22 protein-coding genes and 1 pseudogene are annotated in these 22,046 nt (G+C 49.8%); 9 read left to right on the top strand and 14 right to left on the bottom strand.

Going from position 1 to position 22,046, the window contains the following annotated elements:
* Nucleotides 1–6: 6 nt before the first annotated feature.
* From JK198_RS01615 to JK198_RS01600, 4 genes are all read right to left on the bottom strand, one after another.
* The gene (locus tag JK198_RS01615; protein WP_212707796.1) at nt 7–1,404 is read right to left on the bottom strand and encodes a basic amino acid/polyamine antiporter; all 1,398 of its coding nucleotides are present in this window, start codon (nt 1,402–1,404) and stop codon (nt 7–9) included.
* A 219-nt stretch (nt 1,405–1,623) separates the two neighbouring features.
* Entirely contained in the window at nt 1,624–2,577 is a 954-nt protein-coding gene (ydgH, locus tag JK198_RS01610) for a DUF1471 family protein YdgH (RefSeq protein WP_212707795.1), read from the bottom strand.
* Nucleotides 2,578–2,846: 269 nt separating this feature from the next.
* Nucleotides 2,847–3,806, bottom strand: a complete 960-nt coding sequence (gene uspE, locus JK198_RS01605; protein WP_212710578.1) for a universal stress protein UspE — start codon at nt 3,804–3,806, stop codon at nt 2,847–2,849.
* Nucleotides 3,807–3,930: 124 nt separating this feature from the next.
* Nucleotides 3,931–4,686, bottom strand: coding sequence for an FNR family transcription factor (locus tag JK198_RS01600; RefSeq protein WP_212707793.1), 756 nt, complete (start codon nt 4,684–4,686; stop codon nt 3,931–3,933).
* Nucleotides 4,687–5,027: 341 nt separating this feature from the next.
* Between JK198_RS01600 and JK198_RS01595 the strand changes: the two genes are divergently transcribed.
* The gene (locus JK198_RS01595) at nt 5,028–5,366 is read left to right on the top strand and encodes a YegP family protein (protein ID WP_212707792.1); all 339 of its coding nucleotides are present in this window, start codon (nt 5,028–5,030) and stop codon (nt 5,364–5,366) included.
* 35 nt (nt 5,367–5,401) lie between these two features.
* Here JK198_RS01595 and JK198_RS01590 read toward each other — a convergent pair whose 3' ends face one another.
* The 3 genes from JK198_RS01590 to JK198_RS01580 all read right to left on the bottom strand — a co-directional run bounded on the left by JK198_RS01590 (nt 5,402) and on the right by JK198_RS01580 (nt 8,742).
* Nucleotides 5,402–6,622 carry a sugar transporter gene (locus JK198_RS01590; RefSeq protein ID WP_212707791.1) on the bottom strand — a complete coding sequence of 407 codons (1,221 nt, stop codon included), beginning with the start codon at nt 6,620–6,622 and terminating at the stop codon, nt 5,402–5,404.
* 113 nt (nt 6,623–6,735) lie between these two features.
* Complete coding sequence (locus tag JK198_RS01585) at nt 6,736–7,296, bottom strand: cytochrome b (RefSeq protein WP_212710577.1); 561 nt, start codon at nt 7,294–7,296, stop codon at nt 6,736–6,738.
* Nucleotides 7,297–7,479: 183 nt separating this feature from the next.
* Nucleotides 7,480–8,742, bottom strand: coding sequence for an MFS transporter (locus JK198_RS01580; protein WP_212710576.1), 1,263 nt, complete (start codon nt 8,740–8,742; stop codon nt 7,480–7,482).
* A gap of 92 nt (nt 8,743–8,834) precedes the next feature.
* On the opposite strand from JK198_RS01580, the gene JK198_RS01575 reads away from it, so the two are divergent.
* The 3 genes from JK198_RS01575 (at nt 8,835) to bioD (ending at nt 11,871) form a co-directional block, all read left to right on the top strand.
* The gene (locus JK198_RS01575) at nt 8,835–9,731 is read left to right on the top strand and encodes a LysR family transcriptional regulator (RefSeq protein WP_212707788.1); all 897 of its coding nucleotides are present in this window, start codon (nt 8,835–8,837) and stop codon (nt 9,729–9,731) included.
* 110 nt (nt 9,732–9,841) lie between these two features.
* Nucleotides 9,842–11,068, top strand: a complete 1,227-nt coding sequence (locus tag JK198_RS01570) for an ROK family transcriptional regulator (RefSeq protein ID WP_212710575.1) — start codon at nt 9,842–9,844, stop codon at nt 11,066–11,068.
* Between the two features lie 107 nt (nt 11,069–11,175).
* Nucleotides 11,176–11,871: a dethiobiotin synthase gene (gene bioD / locus JK198_RS01565; protein ID WP_212710574.1), complete on the top strand. Its 696-nt coding sequence runs from the start codon at nt 11,176–11,178 to the stop codon at nt 11,869–11,871.
* Nucleotides 11,872–11,915: 44 nt separating this feature from the next.
* On the opposite strand, the gene JK198_RS01560 is transcribed toward bioD, so the two are convergent.
* The 3 genes from JK198_RS01560 to ydfG form a co-directional block, all read right to left on the bottom strand.
* The gene (locus tag JK198_RS01560) at nt 11,916–12,173 is read right to left on the bottom strand and encodes a DUF1161 domain-containing protein (protein ID WP_212707785.1); all 258 of its coding nucleotides are present in this window, start codon (nt 12,171–12,173) and stop codon (nt 11,916–11,918) included.
* 40 nt (nt 12,174–12,213) lie between these two features.
* A complete protein-coding gene (locus JK198_RS01555) occupies nt 12,214–12,561 on the bottom strand; it encodes a DUF1283 family protein (protein ID WP_212707784.1) in 348 nt (115 codons plus the stop codon).
* A gap of 174 nt (nt 12,562–12,735) precedes the next feature.
* A complete protein-coding gene (gene ydfG / locus JK198_RS01550) occupies nt 12,736–13,482 on the bottom strand; it encodes a bifunctional NADP-dependent 3-hydroxy acid dehydrogenase/3-hydroxypropionate dehydrogenase YdfG (protein ID WP_212707783.1) in 747 nt (248 codons plus the stop codon).
* Between the two features lie 372 nt (nt 13,483–13,854).
* On the opposite strand from ydfG, the gene guaD reads away from it, so the two are divergent.
* The gene (guaD, locus tag JK198_RS01545; protein WP_212710573.1) at nt 13,855–15,189 is read left to right on the top strand and encodes a guanine deaminase; all 1,335 of its coding nucleotides are present in this window, start codon (nt 13,855–13,857) and stop codon (nt 15,187–15,189) included.
* Nucleotides 15,190–15,259: 70 nt separating this feature from the next.
* On the opposite strand, the gene hpxO is transcribed toward guaD, so the two are convergent.
* The 4 genes from hpxO to JK198_RS01525 form a co-directional block, all read right to left on the bottom strand.
* Nucleotides 15,260–16,417, bottom strand: coding sequence for an FAD-dependent urate hydroxylase HpxO (gene hpxO / locus JK198_RS01540; protein WP_212710572.1), 1,158 nt, complete (start codon nt 16,415–16,417; stop codon nt 15,260–15,262).
* A gap of 356 nt (nt 16,418–16,773) precedes the next feature.
* On the bottom strand, nt 16,774–17,061 hold the full coding sequence (locus tag JK198_RS01535) for a hypothetical protein (RefSeq protein WP_212710571.1): 288 nt from the start codon (nt 17,059–17,061) through the stop codon (nt 16,774–16,776).
* Nucleotides 17,062–17,543: 482 nt separating this feature from the next.
* Nucleotides 17,544–18,035 (bottom strand): M48 family metallopeptidase, encoded by a 492-nt coding sequence (locus JK198_RS01530; protein WP_212707779.1) that lies wholly within the window; start codon nt 18,033–18,035, stop codon nt 17,544–17,546.
* Between the two features lie 357 nt (nt 18,036–18,392).
* Complete coding sequence (locus JK198_RS01525) at nt 18,393–18,659, bottom strand: DksA/TraR family C4-type zinc finger protein (protein ID WP_212707778.1); 267 nt, start codon at nt 18,657–18,659, stop codon at nt 18,393–18,395.
* 238 nt (nt 18,660–18,897) lie between these two features.
* Here JK198_RS01525 and JK198_RS01520 point away from each other — a divergent pair, with 238 nt between their 5' ends.
* The 4 genes and pseudogenes from JK198_RS01520 to JK198_RS01505 all read left to right on the top strand — a co-directional run bounded on the left by JK198_RS01520 (nt 18,898) and on the right by JK198_RS01505 (nt 21,924).
* Complete coding sequence (locus JK198_RS01520) at nt 18,898–19,452, top strand: DUF1440 domain-containing protein (RefSeq protein ID WP_212710600.1); 555 nt, start codon at nt 18,898–18,900, stop codon at nt 19,450–19,452.
* Nucleotides 19,453–19,780: 328 nt separating this feature from the next.
* Nucleotides 19,781–19,963, top strand: coding sequence for a hypothetical protein (locus tag JK198_RS01515; protein ID WP_212710570.1), 183 nt, complete (start codon nt 19,781–19,783; stop codon nt 19,961–19,963).
* Between the two features lie 432 nt (nt 19,964–20,395).
* A pseudogene (locus JK198_RS01510) lies at nt 20,396–20,990 on the top strand (ISNCY family transposase); the annotation flags it as partial.
* A 268-nt stretch (nt 20,991–21,258) separates the two neighbouring features.
* Entirely contained in the window at nt 21,259–21,924 is a 666-nt protein-coding gene (locus tag JK198_RS01505; protein WP_249213227.1) for a hypothetical protein, read from the top strand.
* The last annotated feature ends 122 nt before the right edge of the window (nt 21,925–22,046 follow it).

The following is a 22,046-nucleotide window of genomic DNA, read 5'->3' as shown; positions in this document are numbered from 1 at the left end:
GGCCTGTCAGGCCAGCATCAGTTTTATTCCTGTCGCCAGCGCCAGTAACAAGATTAATCCGGTCAGTGAATACTCTTTACGGGTCAGTTTCATCGGTTGCGGAGCGGTATAACGCGCAAAGATAAATACCAGCAAGCCCGGGGCATACAGCATTACAGACATTAATAAATTTTCCGGCCCGGACGCATACAGCAGCCAGAGACCATAAACTGAGGCACCCAGCCCGATCAGCCACGGGGCTGACATCCCTTTATGGTGAACGGTTTTAATTAAAAACAGTCCTACCAGTAAATAGGGAACCAGCACCATTTCAGAAGCGATGGTCAGCAGAGTCCCGTAACCGGCATGGGTGATACCAATAATCAGCAGGCAGGCCTGTACACAGCCGTTAGTCAGCCACAGTGAGGCGGCAGGGGCTTCATGCCGGTTTTGCCGGCTGATAATCCGTGGAAAGGCGTCTGTTTTGGCGGCCAGAAACGGGATCTCGGCAGCCATAATTGTCCAGCTGAGGTAAGCACCTGATACGGAAAGTACCAGCCCGGAAACAATGACGACAGTGCCCCAGGGGCCGATAATGGTTGCCAGTAATCCGGCCATCGACGGGTTATGCATTGCTGCCAGCTGCTCGCGGGGCACGATGCCTAGCGACAACAGTGTCACCAGCAGATAGACGACCAATGCTGCCACAACGGCCCATAATGTTGCGCGGCCCACATCACGGCGGTGGCTTGCCCTGGCAGAAATAACCACAGCCCCCTCAACCCCGATAAACACCCACAGGGTAATCAGCATGGTTTGTTTTACCTGCGACCATAATGGCTGGTGAAGCGTCAGTCCGCTGAAATCATAACTGAAGTTTTCCATCCGGAAGGCGACGATGGCTATAATAATGAATAGACACAGGGGGATCAGTTTACCGAGGGTCGCCAGCACATTGATACTGGCTGCAGTTTGTACACCGCGCAAGACCAGGAAATGGATCATCCATAACAGTAACGAGGCGCCCGCCACTGCCGGCCAGGTATTGCCTTCACCAAACAGGGTATGGTCCGGAGAATCCGTAAAAAAACTTAATGCAGAAAAAACGATCACCAGGTACGACACATTGGCGATCACAGCACACAGCCAGTAGCCCCACGCAGAACAAAAACCGATAACTTCCCCAAACCCGTCACGGGCATAGGTGAAAATACCGCCATCGAGATCAGGGCGTAACCGGCTGAGTAATAACATTGCCAGTGCCAGAAAAATGATCCCGACCCCGGTGATTAGCCAGCCGCATAACAGCGCCGCAGGACCTGCTACTGCTGCCATATTCTGTGGCAGACTGAATACCCCTGCGCCAAGCATTGAACTCAACACCAGAGCTGTCAGTGCTGCGAACCCTAATTTTTTTTGAGACATGTCGTTCCTGCATTTACATTCAGCGGTTCGCGCTGAATTGTGTTTAAAACCAGCAGAAGCTGCTGAGATAGTAAAATTGGCTGAGATTTTTCACCAGAATAACAGGCCGGTGATTCTACGGAGTGGCAGGGGGTAACGCAATCTGTAAAGCGGGGAAAAACAGGCCGCAGCACAGAACACGGGTAACAAAATATTACCCGTGCCTGAGGGGATCCGGACTTACTTAAATAATTCTGCAGTAACGGTCAGATTACCGCCGCTCTGGTTTTGCCACTGGCGGGTAATATGGTAAAACTTCGCGCCTTTATCAGCCGCCCGACGGGCGATGGCGTCAGAAATTTCCGTCGGGGTGCCGAAGTGGTCAGTGATGGTAACAGTAGTAAACGGCGTCATCTGTGCGGCGGTAATCGCACTCAGTTCCTGAACTGACGTACCGTCTGGCAGTTTGACCGTATAACGCTGGCCGGTACTGGTCTGGGTTTCGAAGAAACGACCGATATTTCTGTCCGGCGTGTCAGAAGAGGCCACTCCCGGAATTTCCACTTTGGCTGCCGCGGCGCCGCCTGCGGCTAATGCGGCTTTACCGGCTGCAGAGTTCGCCGGGATAGCATCAGGGCTTTGTACCTGACGCTGTCTGGCATCGGCCTTATAAACATAGGCGGTGACAAACTGATTGCCACCATTGTTGGCATCAATCTGACGGACAATAAAGAAAGAGGCTGCGTTTTTGTCTTTGGCGGCACGGGAGATGGCATCCACGACATCAGGCTGGCTCGGGAAGTAGCCGCTGACAGAAACCGTATCAAAAGGCTCTAAACGGTAGGCGACATTTTTAGGCAGCTGAGCAACGCCATTGTACTTACGATAGTCGGTATTTTTAACCACTTCCGGCGCATCTTTATGGTAAAGGTCGGCGGTGACGCGCCAGTTACCACTATTACCCGTGGCATCGTTTACGCCCTGAATATAATAGGCGGCGGCACCCAGTTCATCGGCACGCTTTGAGATCGCGGCACTGGCATCAATCAGAGAATTAAAACGGCCATTAATATTAATACGTTTGAAGGGCTGTAATGCTGCTGCTTTTTCTGGCGCCAGCTCCTGGGCTGCAAACGCATTAACAGCAGTAACGGAGAAAAGAGCTGCTGCTAAAAAAGTGTTCTTAAGCTTCATAAAAATAATCCTTCGCCTTGCTCAAAAAAGAGTACGAAATCGTCCCGGACGTTGATGTGTAACCTGTTTGTGGTTGATTATTACATGTAAAAATTGTGCTGTCTCAGCCAATTTATGCATTTATCCTGCCAGCGATAAAAAAAGCAGATTCCGGAGATTGCGGCATTTTTATGACAATCAGATGACAGAAAATTCAGGGCAGGATGTCGGATGGCGGGCAGGTCGCTGCAGATCAGATAACCCCCCTGTGTCTGCACAGGGGGGAGGCATTAGTCGTCTTCGGCATCATCCTCTTCGTCTTCCGCTTCTGCTAAGACGAAATCATCAGGTTTGAATACCAGTAAGTCGCAGCGCAGATGATCGATCACCTGTTCTGCGGTATTGCCCAGAAATGCGGCTGACAGCCCGGTACGGCCGATGGTACCCAAAACCACCACCCCCGCGTCCAGGGTATTTGCCAGCCCGGGAATAACCTCTTCAGGCTCGCCTTTATCGACATGGGTAAATTCATCACCAATCGAGAAGGTCTGGCGTAATGTTTTCATCGCAATCAGATACTGACCGCGGATGGCATCATTATAGGTTTGCGGGTCAAAATCAGGCAGCTCAATTGCGATATTTACCGGTGTCAGAGGATAAGCCCCCACCAGATGTACTTCCGTATGATTGACCATATCAGCCAGTAACTGACTCTCACGCACCAGTTTATGATTAAGGGCATCATGGCCGGGGTCTTCGCTGGCAAGGTTCACCGCCACCAGTGCCTTGCCTTTTTCCGGCCAGGGCTGATCCTTAACCATCCAGACAGGAGAAGGGCATTTACGCAGGATATGCCAGTCAGTCGGTGTAAAGATCACAGACTCCAGCCGGTCATACTGGTGGGCCATTTTCAGGACCAAATCGTGCTGATGCTGTGATACTTCCTGAATAATGGCCTCATGGGGGCGATTGTGCCATACCACCTTGATATCAATATTTACACCGGCATCAATATACGCCTTTGCCTGATGACGGATCCATTCCGTGCGCTGATCAATGACACCCTGACGCATACTGGCCCGCTCATCGGGGGACAGTAAGGTCGTCATTTCGTAGGAAAAGTCATAGATAGGGAGAAATGCTTTTATTTTACCGCCAATGCGCTGGTTCAGATAGACGGCACGCCGCAATGCGGGCTGGTCGTCCTGCTCTGCATCAACAGCCACGAGGATATTCTGATATCTGGACATTCTGACATCTCCTTGTAAAAGCCTGAGGATTTAAAGATAGCCTGGCTTAGATGGCGGGAGAAGGAAAAATTAAAAAACCGGAAACTGACGGTCGTTTTACCGTACGGTTCCGGTTATCCCGGGCTCAGGGACTGCAGGGGGAGGTTTGTCCTGCCAGCTCAGTCAGCATCTGGTGATTTTCGATGGTGATATATTTACCTTTGACTGCCAGCATACCGCTTTTCTGAAAACGCCCCAGCAGACGGCTGATGGTCTCGACTGTCAGTCCCAGATAGTTACCGATATCGCCGCGGGTCATGGTCAGACGGAATTCACGCTGTGAAAAGCCGCGCTGGGCAAAACGGCGAGACAGGTTCCAGATAAAGGCAGCCAGACGTTCTTCGGCGCTCTTTTTCGACAGCAGCAGGATCATGTCCTGGTCACTTTTGATTTCACCGCTCATCAGACGCATCATTTGCTGGCGCAGGGCCGGCATTTTTCCGGACAGGTCATCGAGGGTGTCAAAAGGAATTTCGCATACCATTGAGGTTTCAAGGGCCTGAGCGAAGCTCGGATGATGACTGCTGATAATAGCATCGAAACCGACAAGGTCACCGGCCAGATGAAAACCGGTAATTTGCTCATCGCCCTGTTCGGTAATGGTATAGCTTTTCAGGGTACCGGAACGAATTGCATAAAGTGATTTTAATTCATCTCCTGCTTTAAAAAGGGATTGTCCTTTCTGAATCGGTTTTTTACGCTCAATAATATTATCCAGTTGATCCAATTCATGTTCATTAAGAGTGAAGGGGATACATAGCTGGTTAATACTGCAGTCCTGACAATGAATTGCACAACCGCCAGATTGAACGCGACGAATAATCCTTTTTTCTGGAATCATAATTCAGTTCCGGTAGTGGTTAACTGGCCATAATTTTAACATTTTTCGCGAAGAAAAACAGGTTTACACGCAGGTGCTTATGGAAAAATTTTATAATTTAAAATTTATATTTAAATAAGGTATAAATTCATCAGCTTACTGAAGGCGAGTATAAACTACTTTGTTACCACAGGATAAGTGTGGTTATGCAATTCGTGCCAATTGTGATACAGATTCAGATTTTACTCAGGCATAACACGATCATCCTCGGCGGTATCTCAGAAAAAATACGCAGGATCTATTGCGTTATCACGTATCTGCGTAACACTTAAACCGTGTCTGTTAATTTTCAAGGGGCGAGTATGAGCGGTAAATATGACGTTTTCCGGGGGAAAGACCAGCAGTATTATTTCCATCTCAAGGCAGCAAACGGGGAAGTTATTCTCAGCAGTGAAGGCTATAAAGAGAAGAGCGGCTGCCTGAACGGGATAATATCGGTACAGAAAAACAGTGCTGACGATCATAACTATCAGCGTCTGACCGCTAAAAATGGTGCACCTTATTTCACTCTGAAAGCACAAAATCATCAGGTTATTGGTTGCAGCGAAATGTACAGCACTGTGGCAGCGCGGGAGAAAGGCATTGAATCGGTGAAAAAAAATGGTCCGGACAGCCCGGTAACGGAACTGTCCGCAGAGTAACCTCCGCTCAAATCCCCGGCGTACCGGGGATAGCATTACAGGTTAGAGCGTAATTCAGGGTATTTTTTCAGGCCGTACAGGCACCAGCCCAGACTGACCAGGGCAAATGCGGCACCCACATACCCGACCAGCCCCATACCCAGATGGCTGCTGACCTGATTACCAATCAATGCCCCGGCGCCGATACCAATATTATAAATCCCTGACATCAGAGACATCGCAACATCTGTTGCATCCGGTGCCAGAGACAGCACCCGCACCTGCATCGACAGGTTAATCAGCATCATGGCGATCCCCCAGACAATGCACACAGTAATGATACTGCCCGGGTGGGTGGCGGTAACCAGCAATAATCCCATACACAGCATAATCGCGGTAATTGCACCGGCTAACAGTGATGAAGGGAAGTGTTTACCCAGTGACGAGAACAGCACACTGCCAAAGATACCGGCTGCGCCAAACAGTAATAACAACAGGGTCGTGAAGTTTTCACCCTGTTGTGCCAGCTGTTGCATAAACGGTTCGATATAGCTGTAAGCCGTATAATGGGCGGTGACGACCAGGGTCACCAGCAAATACATGCTCATCAGCGCCGGGCGGCGCATCAGCAGCGGCAGGCTACTCAGGGAACCCGTATGTTCACTTGGTAATTTCGGCAACAGTTTTATCAGCATAACCATCAGCACCAGTGATGAGATAGCGATAATACCGAAGGTGGAGCGCCAGCCCATAGTCTGACCAATAATCCGGCCAAGGGGAACACCTAACACCATTGCCAGTGCTGTACCGGTGGCAATCATACTCAGTGCCTGGGTTTTCTTGCCCGGCGGTGCAATCCGGATAGCCAGTGAGGCGTTGATCGACCAGAAAACAGCGTGGGTGATGGCAATACCGACCCTGGAGACCAGCAGTGCGTTAAAATCCCAGGCGAAGGCTGACAACAGATGGCTGGCCGTAAACAGTACCAGCAGGATCACCAGCAAAAAGCGGCGCTCGATATTGCGGGTCAGCAGCATCAGCGGTAATGACAGTAAGGCGACGCACCAGGCATAGATGGTCAGCATAATCCCTACATCAGCCGTTTTCATATTGAAACTGGCACCGATATCCGACAACAGCCCGACGGGGACAAACTCGGTGGTATTGAAGATGAAGGCAGCCACCGCCATCAGCAGCACTCTTAACCATGCTACTTTACGTGAGCCTGGCGGGTTATATTGCGGGTCTTCTGGCTGGCAGGAAGATTCAGCTATCATAAAAAGGCTTTTTCCTTGGCGTTAGGTGATCTCAATCACATTATTCGCGTATTGTGACGAATTTGAACACAGGATTAAACCTTTAATTAGTCTGATAAACAGAATGCAGATGTTTATGGGTGCGGCGGAACTCTGCGTGATGGCAGCATCCTGCGCAGAGTGTTATCCCGCAGTAAAAAATGATGGATAATGGCGGCCAGCGCATGTAACCCAATCAGCCAGTAGCCCGCATCTGCCAGGGTTTCATGCCAGCGGATGATTTGACGACTGAGGCCGGGGTCAGGGCGGGTGGTGACCGGCATCAGTATGCCAAACAACGGCCACGGCTGGCCACGCAGATAGCGCGATGCGACTCCCATCACCGGTAATGACAGGAATAACAGATATAACAACTGATGTACCGCAGAAGATAGACGGTGCTGCCATTGTCTTGCCAGTGACAGTGGCGGAGGGGCCGGATAGCGCAAGCGCAGTAACAGCCGCATACAAATCACCGCAAAGACCAGAACACCGCAACTGAAATGGGTCATTATCACCATCTTACCTTGCCAGGAACCACGTACTGCCAGCCCGCGCAGTTCAATAGTCCCGTAAACAATAATCAGCAGCACTAATGTCAGCCAGTGCAGACGGATCTGCCAGCGGTGATAGGTTGTATATATACAATCTGGCATGGTGTTCTCCGTGACGGATCGGCGCGGGTCATCGAGTGATGGTTGTTACCGGCAGAGACTGTTGCGGCAAGTATAGAGACTATTACAATCAGGCTAAAATATTCTTACGAATATATACAATCGGAGGTAAGGTGACAGCAGCAGGCGTACCGGTATCCGCACACGGATACCGGTAAAAAGCAATTAGCGGGCAGGTTGCAGGCGGTTCATCAGTTTATAACCGACGCATAATGCCAGTATCAGCAGCACCGAGATAAACCCGACAACGCCTGTCCAGCCAAAATGGCGCCAGAAAATCCCCCCGGAAGTCCCGGCCACACTGGAACCAAGGTAATAGCAGAACAGATACATTGATGACGCCTGGCCTTTGGCCCGCCGGGCCCGCACCCCAATCCAGCTGCTGGCAATCGAGTGGGCGGCAAAGAATCCGCCGGTAAACATCAGCAGTCCCGGCAGGATCAGCCAGACCGAGGAGAACAGGGAGACAAGCACCCCGGCCAGCATCAGACTGACGGAAAACAAAAATACCGGGCCGCGGCCAAACCGGACGCTCATCGCACCGGCTTTCGGAGAACTCCATGAACCGGCGAGGTAAACCACCGAAATTAACCCGACGGTTGCCTGACTCATGGAGTACGGTGCGTGCAGCAGCCGATAACCAATATAGTTAAACAGAGTGACGAAAGCCCCCATCACCAGGAAGCCGATAATAAACAGCAGGGGCAAGCCTTTATCGCGGAAATGCAGGCGGAAGTTAATCAGCAATGCTTTAGGCCGCAGACGTACCGGCCTGAAATGGCGTGATTCCGGTAAAATTTTCCAGAACATAAATGCGGCAGCCAGCGCGCAGCAACCAATACTGAGAATAGCCACTCGCCAGTTAAAGAAATCGGTGATCACGCCGGTCAGTAAACGTCCGCTCATCCCGCCGATAGAATTACCACTGATATATAACCCCATCGTAAAAGCCAGTACGCCGGGGTGAATTTCTTCGCTCAGATAGGTCATTGCCACAGCAGCAACCCCGCTGAGAGACAAGCCAATTAAGGCCCGCATAATCAGGATCCCGGTCCAGTCGGACATCATGCCGGACGCCAGGGTACAGCAGGCTGCAAGCAGCAATGCACCAACCATCATTGATTTCCGGCCAATGGCATCAGAAATAGCGCCGGTAATTAACAGGCCGAATGCCATACAGGCGGTGGAGATTGACAGGGAGACCGAGCTCATTGCGGGGGAGATATTAAACTGATGGGAAAGCACCGGTAATACGGGCTGTACGCAATAGAGCTGAGCAAAGGTGGCAAGGCCGGCAGAAAAAAGAGCAATAGTGACCTGAATAAAAGAAGGGGTGCCGCGGGTAATAAAGGGTGATTTACTCCGGCGTTGGGCAGGACTCTCTTCTTCCGCCAGCGGAAGAGTTGTCGCCCGGGACGTGCTGTTCATGAACATTCCTCAGTGATTGGTGTGCGCTAACTCTAGGAAAAGGTTAATAAGTTGTCTAATATATTAATAATCTCAAATAAGATAATTAACATATGAATATCGAGCTGAGGCACTTACGTTACTTTATTGCGGTGGCAGAGGAACTGCATTTCGGGCGGGCAGCAACAAGACTTAATATCTCCCAGCCTCCTCTGAGCCAGCAAATTCGCCAGCTGGAGGAAGCGATAGATGCAAGGTTATTCGCCAGAAACAATCGCCGTGTCGAACTGACCCCGGCCGGAAAACAGTTTCTCAGTGATGCAAGGGCGATACTGGCTCAGGTGGCGCAGGCCAGTGAGCGGGCATCACGCCTGCATTACGGTGACAGCGGAGAACTACGGCTTGGTTTTACGTCATCGGCGCCGCTGATAAAAAAAATATCTGAGGCGGTATACCGTTATCGTCTGACATATCCTGATGTGCACCTGCATATGCAGGAAATGAACAGCCGCCAGTTACTGCTTCCGTTACAGGAAGGGCGTATTGACCTGGCGATTATGAGAAATACGGCTCTGCCTGATGATCTGCAATATCGTTTACTGCAGAAAGAATCCATGTATGCGGTAGTGCATAAGGACCACCGGCTGGCCGGACAACGGCAGGTGTCGATTCGTCAATTGCGTGATGAGCCTTTTGTTTTCTTCGATCATCAGGGCGGTACGGCACTTTACAGTGAGATACTGGGTCTGTTACTGAGAAACCAGATAACGCCGAATATTACCCTTGAGGTTGAAGATGCGGTAGCAATCCTCGGGTTAGTAGCCACCGGGCTGGGGGTTTCTATTCTGCCTGCCTCTTTTCGCCGCGCGAAACTCAGTGAAGTGGTGTGGCTGGAACTCAGCGAGGCTGATGCCCGTACCGAAGTATGGATGGTCTGGTCTGCCCAGCGACAAACAACCGCAACCCTGCAGCATATGCTCGACCTGATGTCACCGGTTAACGGTTTGTGAAAAATCTTGTGTGAAGCCAGTCACATTAAATTATTCTCTGACGTACGGCGCGGCGCTAACCCCCCATAATTAATTTATTTCGATCTGCGAATAAATAGATAAGGGAGGCAGTGTTGACAGACAATCAGCCAGGACATATTGACCATATCAGGCAAATAAATGCCGGTACTGTCTACCGGCTGATTGACCAGTATGGCCCTTTGTCACGTATTGAACTTGCTAAACGAACAAAACTGGCCCCTGCCAGTATCACTAAAATTATCCGCGAAATGTTGCAGGCAGATTTGATCCGTGAATGTGAAATCACCGAACCCGGCAACCGCGGACGCCCTGCCACCGGACTGGAACTCTGCTCTCAGCGCTGGCGATTTCTGGCGATGCACCTTTCTGATCACTGTCTGCGGATAACTCTGCGCGATCTCGGGGGAGGTAAAATAACCGAAAGAGTACAGCCACTGCCTGCGGGTTCGGAGACATCACTGGCCGGCGTACTGGCCGCAGCCGCAGAGGACTTTCTCTGCTGCTATCCGCTATTACCGTCACAGCTGGCAGCATTAGCCGTCACCTTACCCGGGATGGTAAACAGCAATAGCGGGGTGATCCCTAACCGGTCTGACTGTCAGCAGCCGGATATTCCGTTATCTGCCATGCTGCACCAGCGAACCGGCCTGAATGTTTATGTGCAGAATGTTATTTCAGCCAGGGTACTGGCTGAGCATTACTTTGGTGCTGCTACGGACTGTCGCGATGTCATACTGGTGGTTTCCGATCAACAGACAGAGGCTGCAGTGATCACCGGCGGGGAATTGCTGCATCAGAACCGTTGTTCACGGGTTGATATTGGTCATACCTGTATCGACCCTGATGGCAGCTTATGTGACTGTGGCAATAGTGGTTGTCTGAATACCCTGGCCAGCACTGAGAGTCTGCTGGAACAGGCCAGACAGCAGATAGCTGAGTATCCCGACAGCCTGCTGCACCAGTCCCCGTCCGCGATTACGGATATCCGCGAGCTATGCATTGCTGCGCTCTGCGGTGATACCCTGGCCAGCGGGATTATTACCAGAGCGGGGCATGTTATTGGCTACAGTCTGGCGATGATGGTGAATATTTTTAATCCCCAACAAATACTGATTGATTCGCCGCTTAACACTGCAGCAGAAATACTGTTTCCTGCCATTAAAAGCCGCATTGAAAAGGCTGCTTTACCGGCCTATAGCCGGCAGGTGAGTATCCGGCAAGCCGCATTAGTCAGGCCGGGGACCCTGGCCTGTACCGCGCTGGTCAAAGATGCGTTATACCGCGGAGAATTGTTAGTAAAGCTTTTCGCGGGGTAAGCGTCACTAAACTTGCGTTAACGCAATTCATACCATCAGTCAGTCACTTAGAATGCATCCTGTATTTTCAAAACTTCTGAACCCTACTGCGAAACCAGGGAGCATACGTGAAAAAAGTGTTTATTACAGGCACGGATACGGCCGTGGGTAAAACAGTCGTATCTCTGGCATTGTTACAGTCTGCTGCTAAGCAGGGGGTGAGTTGTATCGGGTATAAGCCGGTAGCCAAAAATTCACGGCTGACCGATGAAGGGATGCGTAATAATGATGCACTGTTATTGCAGCAGGCATCATCATTGCAACTGCCTTATCAGTGCATTAACCCTTTCGCCCTGCAGGGCGATGAAATCAGTACCAGCCCCGGTTGCCGGGTGGATTATAAGAGACTGAGTGATGGTCTGGAAACCCTTAGTCATCAGGCTGAACAACTGGTGATTGAAGGAACCGGAGGCTGGAACTGTCTGATGAATAATGAACAACCTCTTTCAGACTGGGTGATCAGTGAGCAGTTGCCGGTAATCATGGTGGCCGGGATCAAACTGGGGTGTATTAATCACGCACTGCTGACCGCAGAAGCTATTCTCAGTGACGGGTTACCCTTATGTGGCTGGGTTGCGAACCGTATCAACCCGGGACTGGCCGGATACGCCAGTATTATTGACGTGCTGAAAAAACAGATAGGAGCCCCGTTACTCGGGGAAATACCCTATTTACCTCGTCCTGAGCAGCGCGATCTTACCGGTTACCTCGACCTTTCGTTAAGCGGTGAACCGGGCCTGTCAGCCGGATCCTGTGGAGAATAAAAACAACGGCAGGTATGCCTGCCGTTGTTTTTGCTGCGTCAGTATCAGGATGACGGGGTGCTGCCATCACTCAGACGTTTGTAGACAATTTTCTGAGTATCATTCTGGCAATGACCTACCACCAGTCCGCCTTGCTGATCGGCCTGATCACTCGGTACGATATCAAGGCTGAATCCGGACTCAGGCACACCGTTAGCAATAATTTTCTTACTGATATCTGCTTTCACAGATTCGCAGGATGCCTGTGCGAACAGGGGAAAAACAATTAACAACGCGCTGGACAACAGTACGGATTTTTTCATAGGAAGTACCTTTAATAAAATGAACGGCCCGCTTCGGGGATCAAGGCGTTACCGGACGCCCGGTGCGGCGGTCAAGACAGCGTAAGGTTTTTGGCTCCCAGTATGCGTTCAGGTTTGCACTTTGTTCGCATTTATCCCGGGTATCGTAAGCCTTATCAATCTTACTGAACTCTTTATCAGCCCGCTGATTAATCCTGTTACGCAGGTTACGGGTCTCATCCCATTGCTGCTGGCTTTGACGGGCCTGTTCTTTGGTCAATGCATTATCGCCACTGTCGATAACAACATGCTGTGTTGCCGCCTGACTCGCCACTGCAGCACCGAACAGTCCGCCGCCAAGCAGGATACTGCTAAGGATCACCGGCAATATTGTTGAGTTCACTTTCATATTGAGTTCCTTTTATCGGTTACCGGACAGCACAGCATTACCGTTGCTGCCGGACAAAAGTATAACATTGCTGACGGATTTTCGGCTACTTTTGCCGGTTATCGGTAACTGGTTTAGGAAGGGTTAATCTTTTAGCCGGCCGGCAGCATATTCTCCGGTCCGGCAGGCTGGTGGTTATTGTTTGGTGACTTTAAGGCCGCCGTAAGTCTGGCTGACGGGCATCATTTCCAGAGTATTAATATTCACATGGGCTGGCAGGGATGACACCCAGAACACCGCTTCTGTCACATCATCCGGTGTCAGGGCCTGAGTACCGTCATAGACTGAACTGGCTTTACCCTCGTCACCTTTAAAACGTACGTTAGAGAATTCGGTGCCGCCGACCAGACCGGGTTCGATATTGGTGACCCGTACAGCAGTGCCCTGTAAATCTGTACGCAGATTCAGGCTGAACTGGCGGACAAATGCTTTTGTTGCGCCATAGACATTACCTCCCTGATAAGGCCAGTTGCCGGCAGTGGAACCGATATTAATAATATGACCTTTGTTACGGGCCACCATGCCAGGCAGAACGGCACGGGTTACCATCACCAGACCTTTAGCATTGGTATCGATCATTGTTTCCCAGTCATCAGCGTTGGCCTGCTGGGCAGGTTCAAGGCCTAATGCCAGCCCGGCATTATTGACCAGGATATCGATATCCTGCCATTCTGCAGGAAGCTGACTGATGGCCTGATCAATCGCTGCACGGTCACGGACATCCAGCTGCAGCGGCAGAACACTTTCACCAAACTTATCTTTTAGCTGTTGCAGGCGCTCTGTACGGCGGCCGGTAGCAATAACTTTATGGCCGGCATCAATAAAACGGCGGGTGATAGTCTCACCAAAACCTGCGGTTGCACCTGTTACCAGAATAATCATATCAAGACCTTACCTTTCAGCGGTGGAGTTTCAGAGGTATGACAACATAGCATTGATGTTGCGGGGATGCCTACTTATTAATACTTCAGAAGTAATTACCGGAGAGGCATAACGGATGCAACATGATAATGACCCTCTCTGCCTGTTGTGACTGACGGATATACAGCAATCAGCGGGTCAGCTATCAGCAAGGGGAAGTGTTCGTGGTGTCGTTTCTCCCTGCGGCAGCATATGGTATAGCAGGGTGCTCTATCATGGTTTTATCGCCAGCGGGTCACTGGCACACCTTTTGCAAGTTTTGCTAATCCAACCGTTTGTATATGAAACTCCGGCAAAACGAATGCCGGGGTAAATGGCTGAGGAGGCCGGAATATGTCACACACGGGGTTACAGGCCATTCGTGCCGCATTTGTCGACTTCGCCGGGACAGTCGCTGACCCTGAGCAGATGATGCAACAATTTCGCTATCTGCCTGACGGGTTGCTGCTGACGGAGGGCGGGAAAATTATCTCTTTAACGCCCTGGCAGGAAACTACCGTCTTACCGGAAAACTGCATATTCAATGACTTTCGTGGTCAGCTGATTATGCCGGGTTTTATTGATACGCATATTCATTATCCGCAGACAGAAATGATCGCCGCCTGCGGAGAACAGTTACTTGAATGGTTAGAGCAATATACTTTTCCGGTCGAAAGTAAATACGGTGATCCTGAATACGCCGCAAAAATGGCGGCTTTTTTTATTCGCCAACTGTTCAGTAACGGAACCACCACCGCTCTGGTATTTGCATCGGTCCATCCACAGTCTGTCGATGCTCTGTTTAGTGAAGCAGAAAAATACGCTATGCGGTTAATTGCCGGTAAGGTCATGATGGATCGTCATGCCCCGCAGTCATTACTGGAAACACCGGAGCAGAGTGCGGAACAGAGCAGGGCGTTGATCGAACGCTGGCATGGTAAAGGCCGGCTGGGATACGCGATAACCCCGCGTTTTGCGCCCACTTCTTCTGCAGAATTACTGCAACAGGCAGGTGCACTACGTAATCAGTATCCGGATGTCTGGATGCAGACCCATCTGAGTGAAAATCTGCGTGAAGTTGAATGGGTACGGGAGTTGTTTCCGCAGCAAGACAGTTACCTCGGTGTATATCACCATTTTGGTCTGACGGGGAAACGCAGTGTATTTGCACACTGTATTCATTTGCAGGATAAAGAATGGGATTGTCTGCAACAAACCGGATCCGCGATCGCATTTTGTCCGACATCAAATCTTTTTCTTGGCAGTGGGCTCTTTCCGTTGGACCGGGCCCGGGCGCAGCATATTCCGGTCGGTATGGGGACGGACGTAGGTGCAGGGACCAGCTTTAGTCTGCTGTGTACCCTGGGGGATGCCTATAAAGTGCAGCAACTGCAAAATAACCGGCTTAATGCCTGTGAAGCCTTTTATCATGCCACCCTGGGCGGAGCCCACGCACTGGATTTACATCATCAGACGGGTAATTTTAATGCGGGTAATGACGCTGACTTTATTGTTATTGACATGGCCGCAACACCTTTACAGGCACTGCGGCAGCGTAATAGTAAAGATATCATCGAGCAGCTGTTTGTTCTGATGACCCTTGGTGATGAACGTAATATTGCTCAGACCTGGGTGAATGGTCAGTGTGTCTGGCAACAAGGGACAACCGAAGCGCTGGCCATCCCCTGAACAAGGGCCTGACAGAATAGGCCGCATCTGCCGGTATTGAGACCGGATACCGACAGATGCGGCAGTGCGCTCAGCCCAGCGGACCGCCTTCGATAGTCTGGCACATTCCTTCAAGTACCCGTTCACCTGTTTCTGAACGCAGTTCAAGGTACCAGTCAGCGGTCAGTTGAGGATCTCTGGCATGAGTCAGATCGCAGCGTTTACGGGCTTTCAGTATCAGATCTTTTGCCCGTTCATTGCGACGATTCTGGTAGCGGAGCAGTGCATCCTCAATACCCAGAGAATGGGATGACAGGGTAGACGCCAGTACTATGGCATCTTCCATGGCTGTACATCCCCCCTGACCAATATCCGGTGTGGTGCTGTGTGCCGCATCGCCGAGCAGTGCCACCCGTCCTTTTACAAACTCCATAAAAGGTTCTATATCATGAATTTCTACCCGATTGGTCGTTTGTGGGTCGATAAGTTCAATCAGTTTACGGACGGGTTCAGCCCAGCCGGAAAAATAGCGTCGCAGATCCTGTTTCAGACTGCTACGGTCTTCGGCCAGTCCTTTGGCTAACGGTACATCAAAGAAAAAGTAAAAACGGTTGCCGCCGACTGGCATCAGAGAGACTCGTTTACCCTCTCCGACAAAAGTGGTCCATTGATCGTCGGGTGCCACAGATTTATCAATAGTCACCAGACCGTTCCAGTTCACATAACCGGCATAGCGGCGTTCGGTTGGTTTGCCCCGCACATAATCCCGTATCACTGAATGGGTACCATCAGCAGCAATCAGAAAATCCCCGCATGCCTGACTGCCATCATCGAAGCTTACCCGCACTCCGTCAGAATGTTGTTCCACCCGGATAGCCCGTTTACCAAACCGGATATCCTCAGCCGCGTAATGGTTTATCAGCATTTGCTGTAACTCGGCCCTGGCGACGGGGCTGGGGTATTCCCCGACGCGTTCGACCAGTGGCGATAAGCTGAAACGGGTCAGTACGTTGCCGGTGGCGAAATCATGATATGCCATCCATGCCATATTACCGGCCAGTGCTTTAATTTCTTCTCGTAACCCGAGGGCATTAAGGCATTTAACCCCGTTGGGCCAGATGGATATTGCTGCACCGACCGGTTTTATCTGCTTAACGGACTCAAATACTTCAGTCTGATAACCGCAAGCACGTAAAGCCAGTGCGGCACTCATCCCGCCGATTCCCGCCCCGATGATCAATGCTTTCATATGTTCTCCTTTTTCCAGACGGCAGAACTTTGCAACTTTTGTACCAGTTGCAAAGGCACAGCCAGTGAGCATCAGAACGCATTAATACCGGCAGTTAGCAAGAATGACTGTTGACGGAAAGCTGTACCCTGCGCTGTCAGTGTGCATTTCAGAACAATAAGCCAGGGGAATGCACCGTTATGAATCATTACGTGAATTCGGCTGTGTCAGCAACAGAATAAATCCGCAAGTGAGTAACAGTATTTTTTTTCGGCATATAGAATAACTCCTTTAATGCACAGCAATATAACTCCCGGTGGACGGGTTTTTATTTTTTTAATAATAAACGCTATACGGCCACTCTGAATTTTTATATTCTATCGGTAACTGATAACCATGACGCCGAGTGAATGCTGCGGATTAATCCAGGTCAGTTTTCGGGTGCCAAGGTCCATCGGCAGAGCACCATCGCGAACGGAAAGGGCTGTCTTCTGGCGGGTTTTAAGCTGCCCCTGCTGACAACGGAATATTACCGAGCCATCAGTGAAAGTCTGGGAACAGGGCGACTGGTATATATTTCCGTTAAATCTTATCATCCCGGCATGGGAATAAAACATGGATGACATCAACAATAAAAAAACAACGGAAAGTTTATATTTTTTCATTACAACCTCCTGTGATTTGTTTATCACTAACCCTGAAGTTAATATATTTAAAATTAATTAAAATAACATTGATCACTGTGATAAATAGACGATATACACTCATGAGTAGTTAACTTACTGGTCGGATTTGTGTTACTGAAGGATATTTAAATTCATACCTGTTTTTACGGTTTAATTATTTTTTGTAGTTCGGATTTTAATGGAAATTAATTTTTTAAAATATGGATATCCGACAGGTTATGACACAGGAGAATACTGGTTATTTGATGTGTACATATAGCTTACATTATAATTACATTTATCTCACTCTGTGAAATATAACACGGCGGGTAGTTTATTATGAAAATATAGCCGATGTTATTAAAGGTAAAGCTGTCCGTATAGCAACTGGCAGGGTATCGCGATTAGCAGTATCAAAAGGATCCTCCGGAGATCCTTTTGCGCTGGCCGGGCTGGTTTTTTCTGTGTGCCGGAAGGTATTGTCAGAGATCTCGCCAGTTCAGCCATAATCTCATATCAAACTCCAGCTGGTGGTAATCGGGTTCCATATGGCAGCATAACTGATAAAACGATTTGTTATGTTGTTTCTCTTTAAGGTGCGCCAGTTCATGGACGACGATCATTCTCAGGAAGTCTTCCGGACCTTCACGAAACAGAGTCGCAATCCTGATTTCGTTATTTGACTTTAGTTTACTGCCCTGTACGCGGGAAACAAAAGTATTGGTGCCGAGGGTACCGGTCACCGGGTTTTGTTTATTGTCATAATATACTTTGGATAGTGCAGGCGCATTTTTCAGGTAGCGTTGTTTGTACTCAGCAACAAACTGATAGAGGGATTTATCACTTTGTACCGAATGCGGCGCTACAGCGTATTTAGCCTTCAGCCAGTCACCCAGCCGTCCCTGATCGGCGAGTGTTTGAACCTGACTGATAATCGCAGGGGGATAACCATTAAGATATCGTAACTGTGTCATAAGAGAGCGATGTAAGATAACAGGGCTGTATCATAACATTAGCGACACAGGTAATAAAAATAACGGGTTATGGCTTTTCACCCTCCGGACGAAGCGAGACAGAAACGGGATAATTTTTGCTGTAAAAATGGCCAGCGTCGCGGTGCGGTGAATCTGCGGCAGATACACTGTATATGGAAAACGGGATTCAGGTTGACGTTTTTCAGCCGAGCGCAGACCGGTATTTTATCCACCCGAAATGCCGGATAAGGGCAGGGAAGCACCCTCTGATCTGACGGCACAACCTGCACAAATAAGTGACAACGTCACTTTTTATATTTGTTTTACCATAACCCGGAGAATATTAAAGCCAGATAACTAGCGAAGTTGACTGTCTTTACTGCCCCGGCGATTGTACCCGCTGTGTATTTCATCTTGTTTGTCCATTTTGCTCTGGCAACTGACACAATAGCGTACGCCGGCAAGCGCTTTCCGCCGGGCGTCAGGGATTGGTTCTCCGCATTGTTCACAAAACCAGGCGCTCTCTCCGTGTCCGAGATGATCTCTGGCTCTGGCGACCGCATCTTCAACGGTTGCATCAATTTGTTTATTTACTGCGCCATCGTCAGACCATCCGCCAGCCATCTTTTTTCCTCCATCAGGGCCTGTAAACAGTATAAGCCGTTATATTCGTCAGTACAAAAATCACGCTACGGGACTGATGGTAATACGGATCCGCTTTGCTGCTTTACGGTCCGGAATAACGTAGGGTTAAACACCGGGATCCGCTGCAGAGCGCCGGTCACCGACTATACTAATCAGTGGGAATTACACAAAAAACAGGTCTGCAGGAGGCGTTATGTGGGAAGAAGCTGGTGGTGATATGTGGCTGCATAAGGTAAACCGGCAAGTGGTATTCCGGACAACACTGATTGGCGGATTTATGAGCTCTCTGGTGAAGTGGGGCTCGGAAGTCAATATGCCGCCCAGAGTTCCGGGTGAAATTTCACCGCCGGGGGCGAATATTGATGCGTGGCTGGGATGGCTGGGGGTAAACTCGCATTCTCTGGACTATGTTTACCAGGGGGTGACGGTTCCCGGGGCAATAACGCTGTATCACTGGTTGTTTAGTTTTGTATTTGCATTTGTCTACGTCTTTCTGTCGGCTTATATGCCACGCATCCGACTGTGGTTCGGCGCTTTATTCGGAATTGTCATCACTATTGTGATGCACGGTTTTCTCATCCCGGCACTGGGCTTCCGGAAACCGATTTATGATCAGGGAGTGATCGGCTGGTTATGGAACCTTAACGGTTATGAGTTATGGAGTGAAATTCTTGGCCATATTTACTGGGCGGTATCGATTGAAATTTGTCTGATTGCCGTACTGGCTTGTTTATCACGGCCATTAAAAGGTAACTGGGTAAAAGGCCTGTAAAGCTGGCCGACTGAGGTGGCCGCAATCGCGGTAACCGTTTTTCAATTATCCTATGGTGTAACAATCAGAGAAGAGCAGGGAGGCTCGGTTTTTACAGGGGAACGGCTCAGCAATCCGCTGTCTGTTCCGCCTGGCCGGTATTTGCATCAAGTCTCTGTGTCCCAAAGGTTATTTATACCGCAGTAAAAATGGCGTCGCTGTGTGAAATCTGTAAATTTCGCAGGGTACCAGTGCCTGTTTTTTTACAGAGCGATGCCTTAAATCTGCCGGTATTTTGTACACCGGCGGACAATAGGCCCGAAATCCGGAGTTTCACGGAAAGATAACAGTGAACTATGCAGAACAGATTGTCCGTCAGCAGCATATGTTGCTCGGGGGGGGGAATTTCATCCCCGCACAACGGTCCCTGACAGGAATGATCAACAAGCCCTCCGGTATGCTGATCAACAAACCGGCGACGAGTTTAGCGTTTCTCTGGAGTCATTATTCTGATGCAGTCACTATGGATTGATAAGGGCTATTCGCGCGGTTTACTGCTGCAGCCATATACCGGGAATCTCGTCCCGACAAGTCTGACAGCAATACAACAGTCCGCGGGTGACACCTGACAATTCCATCAATAGTGGCCGGAGTTATCTTATCAGTAAGGGGATCACTCTTAACGTGAGCTCAGACTTATCTGCAATGAGTGTTCTGAAAGAGAGGTGGTTATCAGCTTAACGACGAAGTTCCATTATTTAACATAATATACATTATGCGAACCAAGGTGTGTAACAGCAAAGCTGTAATGTCCGCTTATGGCAAAAGTTAAGATGTCCGGCGTGTATAATCAAGTAAGGATTACCATGGCGGCTCTCGCAGCGGAGTTTTTCACTTTGGATGATGGGTCCCACGTAATCAACGTGCGCCAAAAATTCAGCAGCCTCGTTACCGTCGTGCCTGTGTCGGTGAACTCAGGCTTCAGGGCATCAGCACCATGGAAGCTGCAAACGCATTTGCCGAAGAGTTTATGAACGATTACAACCGACGTTTCTCAAAAGCACCTCGCCAGGCGCTCGATGTTCATCGGAAACTGGATGTCGATGATGATCTCGATATGGTGTTTACTTGGCGTGAAGCCCCCGGTGTGTCGAAATCACTCACGGTGCAGTACGACAAAGTGCTTTATCTCATTGAAGACAGTGAATTCAGTCGTCGGGCGATTGGTAAATATATTGATGTTTGGCATTACCCTGACGGACATAAAGAGCTCCGTCTTAATGGCGTATCACTTCCCTACTCCACTTATGACAAACTGTCTGAAATCGATCAGGGTGCCATTGTGGACAATAAACGTCTTGGCCGCGCAACTGGTGCAGGCCGAACGGGATAATAACCGGTCACAATCAGTGCCATCCGGTGACGGCCCTTCACGCAGGCGCAAAGGCCCTATGACGAAGAAATCTCAGTGTTCTTTGGCTCAGGACGATATGTTCAATGCACTTGTAAAACTTCAGACAAGATCTGGGGAAATTTTTGGTGAACGCAACCAGAAATGATGTTCTGATACGAACATTTCAATGGTTAATATATAGAATGGATATAGATTTTGAAGGACAGAAAAAATTTAGGAAAGGCAGTTAAAGTGAGGAGTACCTTACATTTATTCAAAATGAAATCTACTCTAATAAACGTCAGAACCTTATCGCACCACCAGACATAGAAATGATTCGTGAAGCTATTTACGTAATGTGAAACAATGACGATAAAATATCGCCTGGTTACGATGGAACGCTATTTATAGATAAAAATGTGCAGGGAATCAGCATGGAAATTATTGGCGACAACACCTGTATTACCAGCATCAGGCCTAAAAGTAAGGTTGTTTACTGTCGTGGTGAGCCGCATAAATACTGGCTTGAGCTTCAATTCGTGGATGAGAACAACAATCCGGTTACCGGGCTGAATGTGCAGCTGGAATACCACCCACTGGCCTCTGCAAAGGAGGTCGCTATGTGGAAAAAATATGGTAATCACGACTACAACCCCACGCCGCCGCCCAATCCTCCGGCTGGCATTACCGACGCTCAGGGCGTGGTGCGCTTCGACGACCTGTACTGGATAGCGGTTGACGTGAAGACAGACGCCCAGCCGCTGGCCGACGAGATGGAGCAGCGCCCGCTGGGGCTGCGGCGCAACCCGAACAGCCAGCCGGTGAGCAACAACATGTTCCGGCCGGAAACCCGCGATCCCAAATGGCGCTCAGACGTGCAGGAAAAAGCCGAGGCTGCCGGGTACATCCATCACTATGTGACCATTGGGGAGCTGTGCGACCGGCTGCCGGAGATCGAGGGCTGGACTGATCCGGCGCCACCGAAGTTTCATTTTCCACCGGGACGGTCACTGAAAGGCACGGAGATAGCGCGGGAGGCACTGGAGAAACGGCACGTTATCGGTAAGTGTCAAGGTAGTTGTCACCCCCGGTTAATTTAAGCCGCCTGTTTTTCCCGTTCCGGGTTCAACGTTACCGGACCTTCCGGCTGCCAGTTTCTCGTTTTACCTGACCACCGTTCAGGATGTATTTTCTGTGCCTGACGGTACAGTTCATCCCGTTG

This window comes from Tatumella sp. JGM91, from assembly GCF_018257575.1.
Taxonomy (GTDB): Bacteria; Pseudomonadota; Gammaproteobacteria; order Enterobacterales; family Enterobacteriaceae; genus Tatumella; species Tatumella punctata.
Note: the sequence above shows the minus strand (reverse complement) of the source record. Positions and strands in the feature narration are given on the sequence as shown.